Source organism: Aeromonas jandaei (assembly GCF_037890695.1).
GTDB lineage: Bacteria > Pseudomonadota > Gammaproteobacteria > Enterobacterales > Aeromonadaceae > Aeromonas > Aeromonas jandaei.
In genome coordinates, this window is sequence record NZ_CP149571.1 from 3,140,680 (window position 1) to 3,159,044 (window position 18,365).

Sequence of the window (18,365 nt, forward strand, 5' to 3'; positions counted from 1 at the left end):
GCCGGGCATCACCCGGCTTGTTTCAACTTAACCAATCAACATGTGGCGAATACGCGCCTTGAGCATGTCGATCGCGATACGGTTCTTGCCACCACGGGGCACAATCACATCGGCATACTGCTTGGAAGGCTCGATGAACTGCAGGAACATGGGGCGTACGGTCTTTTGATACTGCTTGAGCACGGAGTCCATGGTTCGGCCACGCTCCTGCACGTCACGCACCAGTCGGCGCAACAGACAGATGTCCAGCGGGGTATCCATAAAGATAGAGGCATCCATCAGGTCGCGCAGACGGCTGTCGGTCAACAGCAGAATACCTTCCAGAATGATGACACGGCGCGGGGCGAACGGAGTCACCTCGCTCATCCGGGTGTGCTCGGTGTAGGAGTACTGGGGAATGTCTACCGCATCCCCTTTCAGCAATTGACTCAGGTGCTGAACCAGCAGGTCGTGATCCAGCGCATTGGGGTGGTCATAGTTGGTTTTTACCCGCTCTTCCATGGTCAGGTGGGTCTGATCACGGTAGTAGCAATCTTCGGTGATCACACCAATCTGACCTGCACCCAGTTCTGCCACCAGCTCTTCATAAATGGTCTGGGCTATAAGACTTTTGCCAGACGCGGACGCGCCGGCAATACCGATGATCACACACGAATGTTGAGTATCAGACATGACAAATACCTAAAAGAGAAGAGCAGTGGGGATTGTTTAAACCGATCCATTATATGAAAAAGGGTGGGCCATGCCCACCCTCAAATCCCCATCAGGTGACCGACAGCTGATTATTCATCCAGCGCGACAGTATAAAGCGGGGTCGCAATCGGTTTTGCGCTGAAAAAGAGTTCAGCTCCCACCCTGCGCGCCAGCTTCAAATAAGCCTGAGCCAGGCTTCCTTCCGGCGAACTGAAGACGGTCGGACAGCCATCATCCATGTGCTGGCGGATGTCGATGTGCAGCGGCAGCTGACCAAGCAGCGCCACTTGATACTGCTCAGCCATCTTCTGGCCGCCACCGGTACCGAATAGCGGCTCATGGTGGCCACAGGCGCTGCAGACGTGGTAGCTCATGTTCTCGATGATGCCGAGCACCGGCACATTGACCTTGTGGAACATGGCGATCCCCTTGCGGGCATCGGCCAGCGCCACATCCTGCGGGGTGGTGACGATCACCGCCGCCGAGGTGGGTACCTGCTGGGCCATGGTGAGCTGGATATCGCCAGTGCCCGGCGGCATGTCGACCACCAGATAATCCACCTCGCCCCAGCGGGTCTCATGGAGGATCTGCGCCAGCGCCTTGCTCGCCATCGGGCCGCGCCAGATGGTGGCATCCTGCTCGGAGACCAGATAGCCGATGCTGTTGCTCTTGAGGCCACAGGCCATCACCGGCTCCATCAACTTGCCGTCATGACTGACCGGGCGCTCCTTGAGGGTGCCCATCATGGTAGGGATGGAGGGGCCATAGATATCGGCATCGAGAATGGCGACCCGCGCCCCCTCCTTTTTCAGGGCCAGCGCCAGGTTGACCGCGGTGGTGGACTTACCCACCCCGCCCTTGCCGGAAGCAACCACGATGATGTTGCGGATCCCCTGCACTGCGTTGAGCCCCTGCGCCCGCGGCATGCTGGCCACATCGATCTCCAATGCCCAATCGATGCAGGAGGCGCCGGTGGCTGCGCGCAATCTGGCGTCGAACTCCTCCTTGAGGGTATCGAGCAGCGACAGCGCGGCAAAGGGCAGCACCAGGCGGATAGAGAGACTTTGATCCTTGCTGATGACGTCGCGCACAAATCCGGCACCGACCAGATCCTTGCTCCAGCCTGCCGGCTTAAATTCGGCGAGGATCTGTTTTACTGAATCAATCACCATTAACTCCTCATTATGTTGTCATTATCTTGAGGTGAACGGTTACCGCACACAAATCAGTGGCTTGCCTGCGGTGCTGATGGTGTATCCGGCCAAGCCCGGCACAGCCACAACCCTAGGCAGGCTACCCCCAATTCGGGTAACATGCACGGCACTCTATCATCCCAACAAGCACATCAAGAACGTAATATGGCAACTGATCCTCGTAAAATGCTGGTAACCTGCGCCCTCCCCTATGCCAATGGCTCCATTCACCTTGGCCACATGCTGGAACATATCCAGGCCGATATCTGGGTTCGTTATCAGCGAATGCGCGGTCATCAGGTGCACTTTATCTGTGCCGATGATGCCCACGGCACCCCGATCATGCTCAAGGCACAGCAGATGGGGATCACCCCGGAAGAGATGATCGCTGCGGTCTCCAAGGAGCACCAGGCCGACTTCGCCGGGTTCAACATCAGCTTTGACAACTATCACTCCACCCACAGCGACGAGAACCGCGAGCTGGCGGAGTTGATCTACGGCCGCCTGAAAAATGGTGGCTTTATCAAGAGCCGCACCATCTCCCAGCTGTTCGATCCGGAAAAATCGATGTTCCTGCCGGACCGTTTCGTCAAGGGAACCTGCCCCAAGTGCAAGTCTCCGGAGCAGTATGGCGACAACTGTGACAGCTGCGGCGCCACCTACAGCCCGACTGAGCTTATCGATCCGAAATCTGCCGTCTCCGGTGCCACTCCGGTGATGAAGGACTCCGAGCACTTCTTCTTCGATTTGCCGCAGTTTGAAAAATGGCTGGCAGAGTGGGTACGTGGCTCCGGCGCCATTCAGGAAGAGATGGCCAACAAGATGCAGGAGTGGTTCGAAAGCGGCCTGCAGCAGTGGGACATCACCCGTGACGCCCCCTACTTCGGGTTCGAAATCCCCGGCGCCCCGGGCAAGTACTTCTACGTCTGGCTGGATGCACCCATCGGTTACATGGCGTCGTTCAAGAACCTGTGCAACAAGCGTGGCGACATCGACTTTGACAGCTACTGGAAAGCGGACTCCGACGCCGAGCTCTATCACTTCATCGGCAAGGACATCGCCTACTTCCACTGTCTGTTCTGGCCGTCCATGCTGGAAGGTGCCAACTTCCGCAAGCCGACCAAGGTCAACGTGCACGGTTATGTGACCGTCAACGGCGCCAAGATGTCCAAGTCCAAGGGCACCTTCATCAAGGCATCTACCTACCTGAACCACCTGGATCCGGAGTGCCTGCGTTACTACTACGCCGCCAAGCTCAACAGCCGCATCGACGATCTGGATCTGAACCTCGAAGATTTCGTGCAGCGCGTCAACGCTGACGTGGTCAACAAGCTGGTTAACCTCGCCTCCCGCAACGCCGGCTTTATCGCCAAGCGTTTTGGCGGCAAGCTGGCGGCAACCTGCGCCGAACCCGAGCTCTACGCCGAGTTTGCCAATGCCCGTACCGCCATTGCCGAAGCGTATGAGAGCCGCGAGTTCAGCCGCGCCATCCGTGAAATCATGGCGCTGGCCGACAAGGCCAACCGCTACGTGGATGACAAGGCTCCCTGGGTTATCGCCAAGCAGGAAGGCGCTGACGCCGAGCTGCAAGCCGTTTGCTCCGTCGGTATCAACCTGTTCCGCGTGCTGATGGCCTACCTCAAGCCCGTCATGCCGCTCCTGGCCGAACGTGCCGAAGCCTTCCTGGCCGAAACCCTCAGCTGGGATGGCATCGAAATGCCGCTGGTCGACCATACCGTTGCGCCGTTCAAGGCCCTCTTCTCCCGCATCGAGCCGGCGAAGATTGAAGCCATGATCGACGCATCCAAGGAAGACCTGGCCAAAGAGCAGGCACCGAAAGTGAGCGGCCCGCTGGCTGATGACCCCATCAGCGAAACCATCACCTATGACGACTTTGCCAAGATTGACCTGCGCGTAGCGCTGATCAAGAAGGCCGAAGCGGTACCGGAAGCCGAGAAGCTGCTCAAGCTGCAACTGGATATCGGCGGCGAAACCCGTCAGGTGTTTGCCGGTATCAAGTCCGCCTATAACCCGGAAGATCTGGAAGGCAAGCTGACCGTGATGGTGGCCAACCTGGCACCACGCAAGATGCGTTTCGGCATGTCCGAAGGCATGGTGCTGGCTGCAGGCCCGGGCGGCAAGGATCTCTGGATCCTGGAGCCGCAGGAAGGCGCCCAGCCGGGTATGCGCGTCAAGTAAGCACATCAACCCGATAAAAAAGAGGCCTGCGGGCCTCTTTTTTTGTCTCTGCACTCTTTTCGTCTCTGCAACTCTGCGGATTACTCCCGTTGAGCATCCGGCAAGATGGTTAGAGCGGGCTATCCAGCATCGCCACCTTGAGCCCCACCAGTTCTGCCTGCTGGCAATCGAGGCGGCGCAATCGCGTCACTGTCTTGCGCTTGAGTTTGCGCCTCACCCTGCGCTGCCGTTGGTTTCCTTTCAGTGCGCGCCGCCACTGCCGCCAATCCTGCAACTGCCCGAGCCGCTCCTGCCAATGACTAAAGGCGCTGATCCACTGTGCCTCACCCGCCCCCAGCTCCAGCAGTAACTCTGCGCCATAACGAGCCTGTTTTATCTCCAGCCGCAGATGATGCCAGCGGCGCAGCTGCTGGCGATGGGAGACATTGCCAGCCGGGTGCTCATCAAGTCGGCTCAATGCCCCATCGAGGCGACGGGCAAGGTGGCGCCGGTAGTGACGAGCCAGCCCCGAGGTATCGCGAATTTGCTCCAATGCATCCAGCCAGCTGGCAAGCAGGCCCGAAAAAAGGGGAACCGTCACCCTGGGCAAGACGATTGTGGATGACGCGCCAAAGCGCGCGGCGTAAACCTGTGCATCGCGCAGAGCCGAGAGTCGGCCAATGGCCCGCTGCAGCCGTCGTTCCAGTTTTGGATGACAAAGAACGGGTCGCCACAATGCGAGCAGCGCCTGCATGCGGCGCGCAGCAATGCGGTAACCATGGACATGGGTTTCGCTCGCTTCACGGCGCACCGCGCGAGCAGCATGGCGGTAGCTGGCAACCAGCACCCGGGCCTGCGCCAGCAAGGGATCACGCGTATCGGCAGTCATGATGTTCCCGGCAGATCAGTTGGTATGAAAGCCCTGGCCGCTCGGCGGCAGCGCCTCTTCATACTCCATCCGGGTCACCCGGGCGGTGCGCGGGCCATGTTCCAGCCAGCCCAGCATCATCTGTACCCCCTGCGTCGGCCCGCTGATGAGGATTTCCACCGACCCATCCTCCAGGTTGTAGGCATGGCCGCGCAGCCCCAGCTGCAAGGCACGCTCGCAGGTGAAGTAGCGAAATCCGACCCCTTGTACCTGCCCCCACACCCGAATGACAAACGATTGCTCTCCCATTTCTCACACCTTCTGCTTAAGAAAAAAATTCCCGAGACGATAATGAGCGCGACACTCCCTCTTCTGCAGGATGCAGCTCCATTATGAAAGAAGTTAAATTCCGCTGGGTTGACCGCTATCTCATTCACCTCACCATCAGTGAAAAATTCCACATCGCCTTCTGGCTTCCCCTGCTGATCATCGCCTTTCTCAGCTGGTATCTGCTGGCAAACAACCACGATCAGGAGATAAAACTCAAGGTTGAGCAGTTGCAGCAGCGGGTCGAGACCACGGCGCAACTGGTCAGCCAGCAGCCAACGCTCACTCTGCCAGCCGATCTGCGCATCCAGCCACAAGGGGTGAGCGGGCTCGAACAGCAGGGCGATCGCTACCGCTTCACCGCACCAGCGGGTCAGGCTGGCTATGTGACCGGCGAGCTCGACACCAGTACCTCCTCAATGTGGGATGATCAGGGCACCACGCTCACTATGATTGGCGCGCTGGCTGCCCTGATGGCACTGGTGATCCACTACATGATGACCTTTGTATCCGGTGCCCTGTACTCCACCAACAAGGCGCTGCAAACCGTGGCCGACGGCGATCTCACCTTCCGCCTCAACTTCTTCCCGGTACGCGACGAGTTCTCTACCCTGGCGGGCAGCATCGACCGCTTTACCGACCGCCAGCATCAGATCGTCAAGCTGGTCGAAGAGTCCGCCGAAGCGCTGACCATGGCCGCCGACGAGTTTCGCGACCACGCCAGTGAAGGCGAAAACATGGCGAGCGCCCAGCGCCAGCACATGGATTCGCTGGCCACCGCCATGGAACAGATGTCAGCCGCCATTCGCGAAGTGGCGCGCAATGCCAACGACACCCTGCAGCAGACCCGTCAATCGAGCGAAGAGGCGGCCAATGGCGCCAACCGGGTGGCCCGTACCATAGAGGCGATCCGCACTCTGGCCGACGAGATTGGCAACGCCTCCGGCGCAGTCGAGCGTCTGACCCACAATGCCAACCGCATCAACGAGGTGGTCAGCGTCATCAACGCCATCTCCCAGCAAACCAACCTCTTGGCCCTTAACGCCGCCATCGAAGCGGCCCGCGCCGGTGAGCAGGGACGCGGCTTTGCAGTAGTGGCCGACGAAGTGCGTACCCTCGCCAGCCGCACCCAGCAGGCAACGGTCGAGATCCAGAAGATGATCGAAGAGCTGCAAGCCGGCACCGGCGCCCTTAACGACATCATGGAGAAAACCGTGGGTCGCGCGGCCAGCAGCCAGCAACTCATCAGCGAGGTGGGGCTCGATATCGAGAAGCTGAGCAATCACAGCGATGCGGTACTGGAGATGAGCACCCAGATCGCCACTTCCAGCGAAGAGCAGAGCTCGGTGGCCGCCGAGATCACCCACAATCTGGATCAGGTACGCCATGAAGCAGCGCAGGTGGAGGAGTCTGCCAGCGCCTCGGTGGCTGGCACGCAGGGGCTGAAAGCCACCGCCAGCGAGCTGGCCCGGGCACTCAAGGGGATCAGGATCTGATCTGTCAGTCACATCCGGTTCGGGCACGCTGATGCACCGGGCCGTTTGAGTTTTACCTGCGGGCCACATAGAATGTGGCCCCTTTTCTTTTGACCATCTGGCAAACATCCATGAGCGCTTCCATCTATCTCGTCAAAGGCCGCGAAAAATCCCTGCTGCGTCGCCACCCCTGGATCTTCTCCAAGGGGATCGAGCGGGTTCAGGGCAACCCCATTGACGGCGATACCGTCGAGATCCTTACCCATGACGGCAAATGGCTTGCTCGTGGCGCCTGGTCGGGCAGCTCCCAGATCCGTGCCCGGGTCTGGACCTTCGACAAGGATGAGACAGTCGATCTCGACTTCTTTATCCGTCGTCTCAAATACGCACAAGAGTCCCGCGACGGGCTCATCAAGCGTCAGGGCCTCACCGGTTATCGCCTCTGCGCCGCCGAATCCGACGGTCTGCCGGGTCTGACCATCGATCGTTACGCCGATTTTCTGGTGTGCCAAATTCTCTCTGCCGGTGCCGAGTTCCAGCGCGAGCTGATAACGCAAGCACTGCGTACCCTCTACCCAGAGTGCAGCATCTATGAGCGCTCCGATGTGGCAGTGCGCAAGAAGGAAGGGCTGAAAGAGCGCACCGGCGTCATCTATGGCGAAACCCCGAACGAGCCCGTGGTCATCGAGGAGAATGGCGGCGTCAAGATACTGGTGGATATTCGCAACGGTCACAAAACCGGTTTCTATCTGGATCAGCGAGATAACCGTCAGGCTGCCGCCAAGTACACCGAAGGCAAGCGGGTGCTCAACTGCTTCTGCTACACCGGTGGGTTTGGCGTCTATGCCCTCAAGGGCGGCGCCAAGGAAGTGGTCAACGTCGATCTCTCCCAGAATGCACTGGATATCGCCCGTCAGAACGCCGAGCTGAACGGGCTGGATACCAGCAACACCCAGTTTGTCCGTCACGACGTGTTCAAGTTGCTGCGGGAATATCGCGAGAAGGGCGAGAAGTTCGACGTCATCGTACTGGATCCGCCCAAGTTCGCCGAGAGCAAGGCGCAGCTGCTGGGTGCCTGCCGCGGCTACAAGGATATCAACATGCTGGCGTTCCAGCTGCTGGCACCGGGTGGCGTGCTCTTGACCTACTCCTGCTCCGGCCTGATGGAGCAGAGCCTGTTCCAGAAGATCGTTGCCGATGCGGCGCTCGATGCCGGTCGCGATGCCCAGATCCTGGAGCTGCTCTCCCAGGCCTCCGATCACCCCATCGGTACTGCCTATCCGGAAGGCTTCTACCTCAAGGGTCTGGTGGTACGCGCCCGCTGATCGGCAACTACCCTCCCCTTGTGATCAATCAGGCCCCTTGTGGGCCTGATTGTTTTGCTTAACCCCTATAGACCTGCCCCTCGCCCCGTTGACCACCCTCTCTGCTTTATGGGGATTCTCTCTCCTCCTCTTTTCCTGCCTGCGTCCCACGTCTTTATCTGTTTAAATTTTTTTGCACAATAACTGCACATTTATGATTTAAATCACACCCGTATGACTCTCTTTTCCGTAGTGTGATCCCGCCTGCGGCAGCCAAGCCGGGGCAACCGTCCCATCAGGAGTGATGGACGGTACAACAACAAAAATCGATGTCAGGCCAAGCTGAACATCACAAGGGATCCCGTTATGAATCAATCATTGCCGCTGTTAACGCCGCTGCGGGGCATCGCTGCCCTGATGGTGGTGCTGTTCCATGCCCGCTTGCTGCTCTTTCCCCAGTGGATGGAGTCGATCGCAGGCCACACCCAACTCATCGAGAATGGCTACCTCTGGGTCGACCTGTTCTTTATTTTGAGCGGCGTGGTGCTGGCCCATGTCTATGGCGAGGCCTTCACCCGCACACCTCGCACCGTCAGCTATGGCCGTTTTCTCTGGCTGCGGCTGACCCGCGTCTATCCCCTCTATCTGGTGACCCTGCTGCTGCTGGTCGGCTGGGAGCTTTACAAGGCGCAGCACGGGGTGGGCTTCTACGCCGGCCCCTTGTTCAAGATGTGGGAGTGGGAAGGGATGCCCCCCTTCGGCTCCCCCTTCACCCCGGCCGAGGCGCTGCCGAGCGCCTTCCTGCTGCTGCAGGTGGTGACCGATCACGGGCTGACCTGGAACTTCGCCGCCTGGTCGCTCAGCGTGGAGTGGATCAGCTACCTGCTGTTCCCGCTGCTGATTCCGCTGGCGGTCACCCGCAGTCGCTGGAGCCATCTCGCCCCTCTGCTGGCGCTGACGGTGCTGGCCTTTATCGTGCACAGTCGGGGCACCCTGGATGTCACCAGCGGCGCCTTGGCGGTGGGGCGCGGGGTGAGTGAATTTGTGCTTGGCCTCTGGCTGCTGCCGAGGGTCAAGGCCGCAAAAGGCTTGCCCATGATGCAGCGAGATCTGCCGCTGCTGGTCGCCTTTGTGCTGCCCTTTGCGCTGATGCAGTTCACCATGACGCCGCAGCTGACACTGCTGCTGATCGCCTCCTACGTGCTGCTGATCTGGATTGCCGCCTGCCAGGGCGATCGCCAAAGCCCGCTGCTGCACCTCCTGGATAACCGCTTCACCAACTGGCTGGGGGATCTCTCCTACTCCATCTACCTGCTCCATGCGCTGGTGCTGCTCACCGGCTGCGAGCTCATCCACTATCTGGCACCGGGGCTCACCGAGTGGTGGTATGGCCAAACCAACCCGCTGCTGGGGGTAGTGGCCACCTTGCTGATGATGGCGGTACTGATCGGGCTCTCGGCGTTGAGCTACAACCTGCTGGAGCGACCACTGCAACGGCGCCTGCGCTGCTGGGGCAAGGCTCGCCAGCCGGTGCTGGAGCAAGCCGGCTAACCCTTTTTCGCCAACTGATAGCCCCGCAGAGGTTAAGCCAACCTCTGCGGGGCAAATCCACGAGAGCTCTCCCCCTGCCGATAACTGAGCGGCTCATGCCAGAGCCCTCCTCCCTAACCCTTCACCCGCCAATCCCCTTCGCTTTGTGTGAATTCCTGTTCGAACCAGAGGGGGCATTTGTGGCATAATGCCCTGTCCTGTGGCCCTTGGCGGGGCTGTGTTGGCGCATCTGTCGCCTCTTCTTCCCCGTCCTACCCGGCAGCCCTGCGTGACTGCCTGACATCACTGCTTCCAGAAGCAGCCAAGGCCACCTATTTTTGCGGCTCTTTACATGACGGTAGATGGCCGCGCATTGACCAAGATGGCTCCCGCAGAGCCTTTGCACACGGTGCACAAACAAGGGGTAAGTATGTCTTCCATTCGTCTGACCCAATACAGCCACGGCGCTGGCTGTGGCTGCAAAATCTCTCCCAAGGTGCTCGACACCATTCTCAAGAGCCAGATCCCGGGCTTCAACGACTCGACCCTGATCGTTGGCAACAGCAGCAAGGATGACGCGGCCGTGGTCGATATCGGCAACGGTCAGGGCATTGTCTCCACCACCGACTTCTTCATGCCCATCGTCGATGACCCCTTCACCTTTGGCCGCATCGCCGCCACCAACGCCATCAGCGATATCTACGCCATGGGCGGCAAGCCTATCGTTGCCATCGCCATCCTCGGCTGGCCCATCAATACCCTAGCGCCGGAAGTGGCCCAGCAGGTGATCGACGGCGGCCGTCAGGTGTGCCACGAAGCGGGGATTTCGCTGGCCGGTGGTCACAGTATCGATGCCCCCGAGCCCATCTTCGGCCTCGCGGTCACCGGTATCGTGCCTCTGGATGCCATCAAGCAGAACGACACCGCCAAGGTAGGTGACACCCTCTATCTGACCAAGCCCCTCGGTATCGGTATCCTCACTACCGCCCAGAAGAAGGGCAAGCTCAAGCCTGAACACGAGCAACTGGCCCCCAACGCCATGTGCACCCTCAACAAGATCGGTCAACGCTTTGCCGAGCTGCCGGGTGTCCACGCCATGACCGATGTCACCGGTTTTGGTCTGGCGGGCCATCTGCTGGAGATGTGCGAAGGATCCAATGTCAGCGCCCGCCTCGACTTCAAGGCGTTGCCGCTGCTGGACGAGGTGGATTACTACCTCACCGAGGGCTGCGTACCGGGTGGCACCCTGCGCAATCACGACTCCTACGGCCACAAGCTCGATGCCATGGACGATCGCACCCGCAACATCATGTGCGATCCGCAAACCAGCGGCGGCCTGCTGGTCGCCGTGGGGAAAGAGAGCGAAGCCGAGCTGCTCGCCATCGCGCGCGAAGCAGGCCTTGCGCTCTCGCCCATCGGCCAGATCAAGCCCCTTGAGGGCTCCCGCTTTATCGAGATTGTCCAATGAGTGAATTGCCACTGGCCACGGATTACGCCCAACTCTTTTTGGACGATGTGCCGTTGATTGATGTGCGCGCCCCCATCGAGTTCAAGGAGGGGGCCTTCCCCTGCTCGACCAATCTGCCCTTGATGACAGACGATGAGCGCGCCCAGGTGGGGACCTGCTTCAAGAAGCAGGGTCAGGCCGCCGCCATTGAGCTTGGACACAAGCTGGTGGGGGGGGCAGTACGTGCCGAGCGACTCGAAGGCTGGCTGGCGCAGTTGCGCCAGCAGCCCGATGCCGTGCTCTACTGCTTTCGCGGCGGCCTGCGCTCGCAAACCGTACAACAGTGGCTGGCTGAAGCGGGGATGACTCGCCCCCGCGTCGCCGGTGGCTACAAGGAGCTGCGCCGTTTTCTGATCGACACCCAGGACAAGGCTTCTGCCGAGTGTCACTGGAGCGTGCTGACCGGCATGACCGGCTCCGGCAAGACCCATATGCTCGATCAGGTGACCCAGGCGGTGGATCTGGAAGGACACGCCCATCACAGGGGCTCCTCTTTTGGTCAACTGCCCGGCGGCCAACCCAGCAACATCAACTTTGAAAACAACCTCGCCATCGAACTGCTCAAGCGCCGCCATCGCGGCGAGCAGACCTTCGTGGTCGAGGATGAGAGCCGCCTGATTGGCCGCTGCTGCCTGCCCCTCTCCCTCCATGAGGCCATGAGTCAGGCACCGCTGGTGGTGGTGGATGTTCCGCAAATCGATCGGGCCGAGCAGATCCGTGAAGATTACGTACACGATCTCTGGCTGCGCTATCAAGCCATGTATGGCCAAGAAGGGGGATGGCCGCTGTTTGCCGCCTACCTCACCGATGCGCTGGCCCGCCTCAAGCGCCGTCTTGGCGATCAGGCCCACCGTGAGCTGGATGCCCTGATGCAGACCGCTCTCACCGAGCAGGAGAAGAGCGGCGATACCGCGCTGCATCTGGCCTGGATCACCTTGCTGCTGACCCGCTACTACGACCCCATGTATCTCTACCAGCTTGGCAACAAGCAGGAGCGCATCGTGTTTCGCGGTGACAAGCAGGCCTGCCTCGACTATTTCGCCGAGCAGCATGCCAACGCGCTGCGCGGCTGACCCATTCCAAGAGAGGAACTCTATGTTGAAATTCGAGGTGATCCCGGTCACCCAGTTCGCCCAGAACTGCTCCCTCATCTGGTGTGACGAGACCCATCAGGCGGCCCTGATCGATCCGGGCGGCGAAGCGGACAAACTGCTGGCCGCCATCGCCAAGCGCGGCCTGACCCTGACCCACATCCTGCTGACCCACGGTCATCTGGATCACGTCGGTGCAGCCGCCGAGCTGCGGGAAAAAACTGGCGTCGCCATCACCGGCCCCCATAAGGAAGACGCCTTCTGGCTCGACATGCTACCCCAGCAGAGCCAGATGTTCGGCTTCGCCCATACCCCCGCGTTCACGCCGGATCGCTGGCTTGAGCAGGGTGACAAGGTGCAGCTTGGCCAGTGCGAGCTGGATGTCTACTTCTGCCCCGGCCACACCCCGGGCCATATCGTGCTGCTCTCCCAAGCCGAGCAGCTCGCCTGGGTTGGGGATGTGCTGTTTGCCGGCAGCATCGGCCGCACCGACTTCCCCCGTGGCGATCACGGCACGCTGATAAAGTCGATCACCGAGACCCTGCTGCCACTGGGTGACGAGATCGTCTTTATCCCGGGCCACGGCCCCAGCTCCACCTTCGGCCGCGAGAAGGCGAGCAACCCCTACCTGACCCAGCCTATCTGGTGATCAAAAAAGGCAGCGGTGTTCCGCTGCCTTTTTCACTCTTCCGCTATTCCCGCTGATACATGCCAAATTGATCGCGTGGCCAGATCGGCCACCCCATCATTGCCTCTCTCTGAATGTCGTCCAATAAAAAATCCCCACCCGAGGGTGAGGATTGATTCATAGGTGCAACAATCAGTGCACTTATTGTTCCAAAAGGTGACCGACCAGCTCATGGCGCCACCCTTGCAGCAGCATGGGTTTGTCGGCACGGGCACGCTCCGCATCTCCCATCCGCCAGCTCCAGGTGAAGTACTGGTGGATGATCTTCTTGCTGGCAATCAGCTCGGGCGGAATGTTGCTCGCCTTGGCCTTCTCCTCCACCAGTGCCTTGATCCGCTTGAGCTCGCCCTTGTACTGGGGATAGTCCACCAGCCGGCGAATGGGCTCGGGCCAGCTGTCGGGATCGCTCTGCTGCGCCCTGGCAACGATATCGAGCATCCGCTTGCCGTGGATCTTGATTTCGATGGGCGAGAGGCCGAGCTCGTTGAGATCGCGCAGGGAAGCGGCACGGCGCTCCGCTACCTTGAACAGGTGCAGCTCTTTGACCACAAAGTTCAGAGCCAGATCGCGGCGTACCGCCTCCTGCTGGCGCCAGGCGGCCAGTTCACGCAGGATGGCCAGCTCACGACGCCCCAGTTGCCAGGCGTTGACGATATCGAGATAGGCCTGGCGGGGATCGCTGCCCTGGGTCTTGCGGGCGGAGTGGCTGTGGCACTCCTGCTCGAACCAGGCAAACTTGCCGCTTTCACGCAATTTAGCCATCACCTTCTCGTAGAGCGGCATCAGGTAGAAGACGTCAGCCGCGGCGTATTCAAGCTGGCGCGGGGTCAGCGGGCGGGCCAGCCAGTCGGTACGGGCCTGATCCTTCTCCAGCTCCACGCCGAGGAACTCCTTGACCAGCGCACCGAAACCGACCGATACACCGTGGCCGAGGAATGCGGCAGCCAGCTGGGTGTCGTGCATCTGGTTGGGCAGATGGCCAGCCTGATGCTGGATCAGCTCCAGATCTTCACCGGAGGCGTGCAAAATGGCGATCTGCCCTGCCCGGCCAAGCCGCTGCCAGAGCGGAGCCAGATCGAGAGTAAGCGGGTCGAGCAGCGCCAGTTGCTGGCCGTCGTAGATCTGAAACAGGCCAAGCTGGGGATAATAGGTGCGGGTGCGAACGAATTCAGTATCGATAGCCAGGGGAACGTCGGCCAGAGAAGCGAGATACTGCTCAAGTTCGGCTTGCTGAGTGATAAGTTGATATTGCATCTGTGCCTGCGCGGTTGATCAGGGCCAAAAAGAAAAAACCGTGGGATGACCCACGGTTTTGCATCACTGCGACACACCAGAAAGCCCGGTGTAGCGCCTTACTGCTTGGCAATCTCCTCGTCACGCAGTACGCGGCGCAGGATCTTGCCCACATTGGTCTTGGGAAGTTCGTCACGAAATTCTACCAGTTTCGGCACCTTATAGGCAGTCAGATGTTTGCGGCAGTGGGCAATAATCTCGTCCTCCTGCAGCTTTGGATCTTTTTTGACCACAAAGATCTTCACCAGCTCGCCGGAGACCTTGTGCGGCACGCCGACTGCGGCTACTTCCAGCACTTTCGGATGGAGCGCCACCACATCTTCGATCTCGTTCGGATAGACGTTAAAACCGGAGACCAGGATCATGTCCTTCTTGCGATCGACGATCTTGAAGAAGCCCTGCTCGTCGCACACAGCGATATCACCGGTACAGAGCCAGCCATCCTGCATCACTTCGGCAGTGGCCTCGGGGCGCTGCCAGTAGCCGACCATCACCTGCGGGCCACGTACCTGCATCTCGCCCGGGGTACCGAATTCGTGGATCACCTGACCGTTGTCATCCACCAGACGGATATCGGTGGAGCAGACCGGCAGGCCGATGGAGCCGTTGTAATCGCTCAGATCGTAGGGGCAGACGCTCACCAGCGGCGAGCACTCGGTCAGGCCGTAACCTTCCAGCAGCGGGGTGCCGGTCAGCTTCTTCCACTGCTCCGCCACAGCCCGTTGCACCGCCATGCCGCCACCTATGGTGAGCTTGAGCTTGTCAAAGGCGATGCTCTGGAACTCGGCATTGTTGACCAGGGCGTTGAACAGGGTGTTGACGCCGGTGATGCAGGTGAAGGGGTATTTCTTGATCTCTTTGACAAAACCCGGGATATCGCGCGGGTTGCTGATCAGCAGGTTGTAACCACCAAGGCGCATAAAGAGCAGGCAGTTCACGGTCAACGCGAAAACGTGGTAGAGCGGCAAGGCGGTAACCACAAACTCCTTGCCCCGCTCCAACATGGGGCCATATACGCCGAGGCACTGCTCGACGTTGGCAATCATGTTGCGGTGAGTCAGCATGGCCCCCTTGGAGAGACCGGTAGTACCGCCGGTGTACTGCAGGAAGGCGAGATCTTCGCAGGCAATCTCCGGCTTGATGTACTGCTGATAACGCCCTTTGGCCAGCGCCTGGCGCATGGTGGTGGCGTGCGGCAAGTTGTATTTGGGTACCAGCTTCTTGACGTATTTCACCACGAAGTTGACCAGGGTGCCCTTGGCCAGACCCAGGTTGTCACCCATGCGGGTCAGGATGACGTGCTTGACCGGGGTGTCGTAGACCACTTTTTCCAGGGTATGGGCGAAGTTGGAGACGATGACGATGGCCTTGGCACCGGAGTCCTTGAGCTGGTGCTCCAGCTCACGCGGGGTATAGAGCGGGTTGACGTTGACCACTATCATGCCGGCACGCAGGATGCCAAACACGGCGATGGGGTATTGCAGCAGGTTCGGCATCATCACCGCGACCCGATCACCCTTCTCCAGCTTCAGCTCGTTTTGCAGGTAGGCAGCAAAGGCGCGGGACTGCTCTTCCAGTCGGCGGTAGGTGATGGTCTGCCCCATGTTGACGAAAGCGGGCTGGTCGGCGAACTGGCTCACTGAGGATTCAAACATCTCGACCAGCGAGCTGAACTGCTCCGGATTGATCTCGGCGGGGACCCTTGTGGATAACGCTTGAGCCAAACTTTTTCCACGAACTTCTCCTGCATAACTAGCACCTGTGCGCTCACTCTGTTGCCTCCGTCCCTGTTCACATCGATTTCAATCAACTGTTTTAAGCACGTACTCTAATGCCGCCCATATTTACACAGCGCAACATCAATTAACAGCAAATTAACAACGGAAAAATGTGAGGGGGATGACAAACCTGGAATTATAGAAAGCCGGTGATTCTACCGAACTTGACAAAAATTTACGATACAAACGGCGGTTGCTGCGCCATTTTCCATATGAAAATGGTGATTTCCCGGCAAAATCACCTGCTCTATCTGCCTGAAGGCCCCCTGTCGCAACTGCCACTGTGCCTCCAGCTCGGCAAATCCCTGTTCACCGCGGATAAAGAGCACCGGGCAGCAGATTGCCTTGATCAGCGCCTGCGCCTGTCCCTCGCTCATCCGAAGCGGCGAGAGATCCCGCAAGCGGGGATCGCTGCGCCAGTGCCAGCGCCCTGCCCGCTCCTCGAGCTGCCGCTCGCAGATAAGGCGCGCCGCCTCAGGCGTGATATCTGCCACCTTGCAGCGCGCCGCGACAGCTTCATCGATGGAGGCAAAGCCAGCCGCACTTCGCTCGCGGGTGCGGCTGCGATTGAGGATCGCTCTCCTTATCTGGGCGGGAACGTCCTCGTCAGGCTGCGTGAGCGGCCCGAGCCCCTCCAGCAGAATGAGCCGCTCTATCTGTTCGGGGAACACGCCGGCATAGGCAGAAGCGATGAGGGCGCCAAGGGAGTGGCCCAGCAGGACAAAACGGGGCCAGCCTGCAGCCTGAGTGATCTGGTAGAGATCGTCGAGCCAGTCGACAAAGACATAGGGCGTGGTTTTGTGATCGGAGTGACCATGCCCCGGCAGATCGACACACACCAGATGAAAATCATCAAGATACGGGACAAGAGGCAGAAAGCTGGCGCCATTGTCGAGCCAGCCATGCAGGGCTATCAACAGGGGCTTTTGTGGCAACTCGGGAGCCACTTGCCGGTTCTCGAGCAAGGCCACCCGGCGGCCATCCGCCAGGGTGACGAAACGCTCTTGCATCGGGGTACTCAAAGCGTGCTCCTAGCGATGCAGTGGCCGTCTTGGCCAGAAGGGATCGTAAAAGGGGTCGTAGAAGTAGGGATCCACATAGCGAACCTCCACCTCCTTGACCGGCGGCCACAACTTGCTCCCCGTTACATTGAGCACCGAGAAGCGATAGTTGTGCTCGCCAATCTGGCTGTCCACCGGTTTACCTATGGTGCCGAGCACCGTCAGGCTGCGCCCCTTGGCATAGAGGGTCGGGTCGACAAAACCCTTCATGATGGCCAGAAAACGGCCGGGGCTCTGCTCGGTCTGCTCCGGCACGCCGTTGGCCTGCAGCGGCAGATAGACCACCTCGATGACGCTCTGATCCGCCTTGTTGTGCACCGCGGAAATGATCCCGCTCCAGCGGGCAGGCTTGCCTTCCATACCGCCGAGGGCCGGCTGATAGGCCACCAGCTGGTTCTCCGGTTGATAGACCAGCTCCTTGGGCACCGTACTGCAGGCCCCGAGCAGCAGGGCTGTCGCCCCAATCACCATCGCACGTTTCAACATGTCACTCTCCTCTCGCCGAACGGCCCCAAGGCCACGACACAACCCATGACAGGGCGAGTCTCGGTGGCAGAGGCGACATGAAAGCCATGGCGCCTTTGCCCTTATTCGCGACCCGGCAGCTTTTTCCAGGTCACCTTGTCACGCAAATATACCGGGGTCGCCTGCTCGACCGCTACAGCTTCACCCGCCAGCCAGGCGGTGCGGGCCAGCGGCAACATGTCTTCTGCGGCCGGGAAACGCACCTGGCTGACCACCAGTTCGTCGGCAAGGCCCTTGAGGGTCTCACCGTAGGTCTCAAAACCGGTGCCGACACAGGTAAAGCAGCCAGAGTGCTTGCCACGGGCTTCCACCAGCGCGGCCGGGCCACTCACCACCTCTTCACCCACCAGCTGGATACGACCATCGATCAGCTCGTAGTGACCGAAATAGACCTCGTCCATGCGCGCATCGATGGCGGTCAGCACCCGCTCGGCCCCTTCCAACCGATGAGCCCCTTGCGCCATGGCCGCCAGAGTGGAGATGCCAATCAGCGGCACGCCAGCACCAAACGCCAGCCCTTGTGCGACGCCGATACCGATCCGCACGCCGGTAAAAGAGCCCGGGCCACGGCCAAAAGCGATGGCATCGAGCTTGTCCAAGGTTATCCCCGCTTCATCCAACAGAGCCTGAACCATCGGCAGGATCTTGCGGGTATGATCCCGTGGCGCCTCCTCCCAACGGGAGAATACCTTGTCACCCACCAGCAAGGCGGCGGAGCAGGCTTCGGTGGCGGTATCAACGGCCAGGATCTTCAACTCGTTCATGCTTTCCAATCTCTATAAAATCAGTCAATTACATAACGAGCAAGCGAGAGATGCTCGCCCGTTGTTCAAATCGTTTGTTAGCGACAATCC

Annotated in this window: 16 protein-coding genes; 7 read left to right on the forward strand and 9 right to left on the reverse strand. The window is 59.9% G+C overall.

Annotation, left to right across the window (positions count from 1 at the left end):
* Positions 1-27: 27 nt before the first annotated feature.
* Both udk and apbC read right to left on the reverse strand, forming a co-directional pair.
* The gene (gene udk / locus WE862_RS14820; protein ID WP_041207717.1) at positions 28-672 is read right to left on the reverse strand and encodes a uridine kinase; all 645 of its coding nucleotides are present in this window, start codon (positions 670-672) and stop codon (positions 28-30) included.
* A 110-nt stretch (positions 673-782) separates the two neighbouring features.
* Positions 783-1,865, reverse strand: a complete 1,083-nt coding sequence (apbC, locus tag WE862_RS14825; RefSeq protein WP_042030943.1) for an iron-sulfur cluster carrier protein ApbC — start codon at positions 1,863-1,865, stop codon at positions 783-785.
* 186 nt (positions 1,866-2,051) lie between these two features.
* On the opposite strand from apbC, the gene metG reads away from it, so the two are divergent.
* The gene (gene metG / locus WE862_RS14830; RefSeq protein ID WP_031227580.1) at positions 2,052-4,085 is read left to right on the forward strand and encodes a methionine--tRNA ligase; all 2,034 of its coding nucleotides are present in this window, start codon (positions 2,052-2,054) and stop codon (positions 4,083-4,085) included.
* Between the two features lie 109 nt (positions 4,086-4,194).
* Here the strand turns inward: metG and WE862_RS14835 are convergent, their stop codons facing one another.
* Together WE862_RS14835 and WE862_RS14840 are read right to left on the reverse strand one after the other, a co-directional pair.
* Entirely contained in the window at positions 4,195-4,953 is a 759-nt protein-coding gene (locus WE862_RS14835) for a CHAD domain-containing protein (protein ID WP_042030941.1), read from the reverse strand.
* Positions 4,954-4,968: 15 nt separating this feature from the next.
* Positions 4,969-5,241, reverse strand: coding sequence for an acylphosphatase (locus WE862_RS14840; protein ID WP_042030940.1), 273 nt, complete (start codon positions 5,239-5,241; stop codon positions 4,969-4,971).
* 83 nt (positions 5,242-5,324) lie between these two features.
* On the opposite strand from WE862_RS14840, the gene WE862_RS14845 reads away from it, so the two are divergent.
* The 6 genes from WE862_RS14845 to WE862_RS14870 all read left to right on the forward strand — a co-directional run bounded on the left by WE862_RS14845 (position 5,325) and on the right by WE862_RS14870 (position 12,815).
* Complete coding sequence (locus tag WE862_RS14845) at positions 5,325-6,755, forward strand: methyl-accepting chemotaxis protein (RefSeq protein WP_042030939.1); 1,431 nt, start codon at positions 5,325-5,327, stop codon at positions 6,753-6,755.
* Between the two features lie 110 nt (positions 6,756-6,865).
* A complete protein-coding gene (locus WE862_RS14850) occupies positions 6,866-8,059 on the forward strand; it encodes a class I SAM-dependent methyltransferase (RefSeq protein ID WP_025201720.1) in 1,194 nt (397 codons plus the stop codon).
* Between the two features lie 345 nt (positions 8,060-8,404).
* Positions 8,405-9,589 carry an acyltransferase family protein gene (locus tag WE862_RS14855; RefSeq protein WP_042030938.1) on the forward strand — a complete coding sequence of 395 codons (1,185 nt, stop codon included), beginning with the start codon at positions 8,405-8,407 and terminating at the stop codon, positions 9,587-9,589.
* Between the two features lie 409 nt (positions 9,590-9,998).
* Positions 9,999-11,036, forward strand: coding sequence for a selenide, water dikinase SelD (selD, locus tag WE862_RS14860; protein WP_042030937.1), 1,038 nt, complete (start codon positions 9,999-10,001; stop codon positions 11,034-11,036).
* Positions 11,033-12,148 (forward strand): tRNA 2-selenouridine(34) synthase MnmH, encoded by a 1,116-nt coding sequence (gene mnmH, locus WE862_RS14865; RefSeq protein WP_042030936.1) that lies wholly within the window; start codon positions 11,033-11,035, stop codon positions 12,146-12,148. The genes selD and mnmH overlap by 4 nt, the downstream gene beginning before the upstream one ends.
* Positions 12,149-12,170: 22 nt before the next feature.
* Positions 12,171-12,815, forward strand: coding sequence for an MBL fold metallo-hydrolase (locus WE862_RS14870; RefSeq protein WP_042030935.1), 645 nt, complete (start codon positions 12,171-12,173; stop codon positions 12,813-12,815).
* Between the two features lie 180 nt (positions 12,816-12,995).
* Here the strand turns inward: WE862_RS14870 and rnd are convergent, their stop codons facing one another.
* The 5 genes from rnd to tsaB form a co-directional block, all read right to left on the reverse strand.
* Positions 12,996-14,108 (reverse strand): ribonuclease D, encoded by a 1,113-nt coding sequence (gene rnd / locus WE862_RS14875; protein WP_042030934.1) that lies wholly within the window; start codon positions 14,106-14,108, stop codon positions 12,996-12,998.
* A gap of 98 nt (positions 14,109-14,206) precedes the next feature.
* Positions 14,207-15,871 carry a long-chain-fatty-acid--CoA ligase FadD gene (gene fadD / locus WE862_RS14880; protein WP_422388481.1) on the reverse strand — a complete coding sequence of 555 codons (1,665 nt, stop codon included), beginning with the start codon at positions 15,869-15,871 and terminating at the stop codon, positions 14,207-14,209.
* A gap of 209 nt (positions 15,872-16,080) precedes the next feature.
* A complete protein-coding gene (locus tag WE862_RS14885; protein ID WP_042030933.1) occupies positions 16,081-16,947 on the reverse strand; it encodes an alpha/beta fold hydrolase in 867 nt (288 codons plus the stop codon).
* Positions 16,948-16,956: 9 nt separating this feature from the next.
* Positions 16,957-17,472: a Slp family lipoprotein gene (locus tag WE862_RS14890; protein ID WP_041207704.1), complete on the reverse strand. Its 516-nt coding sequence runs from the start codon at positions 17,470-17,472 to the stop codon at positions 16,957-16,959.
* 101 nt (positions 17,473-17,573) lie between these two features.
* Positions 17,574-18,275: a tRNA (adenosine(37)-N6)-threonylcarbamoyltransferase complex dimerization subunit type 1 TsaB gene (tsaB, locus tag WE862_RS14895; RefSeq protein WP_042030932.1), complete on the reverse strand. Its 702-nt coding sequence runs from the start codon at positions 18,273-18,275 to the stop codon at positions 17,574-17,576.
* Positions 18,276-18,365 lie beyond the last annotated feature (90 nt).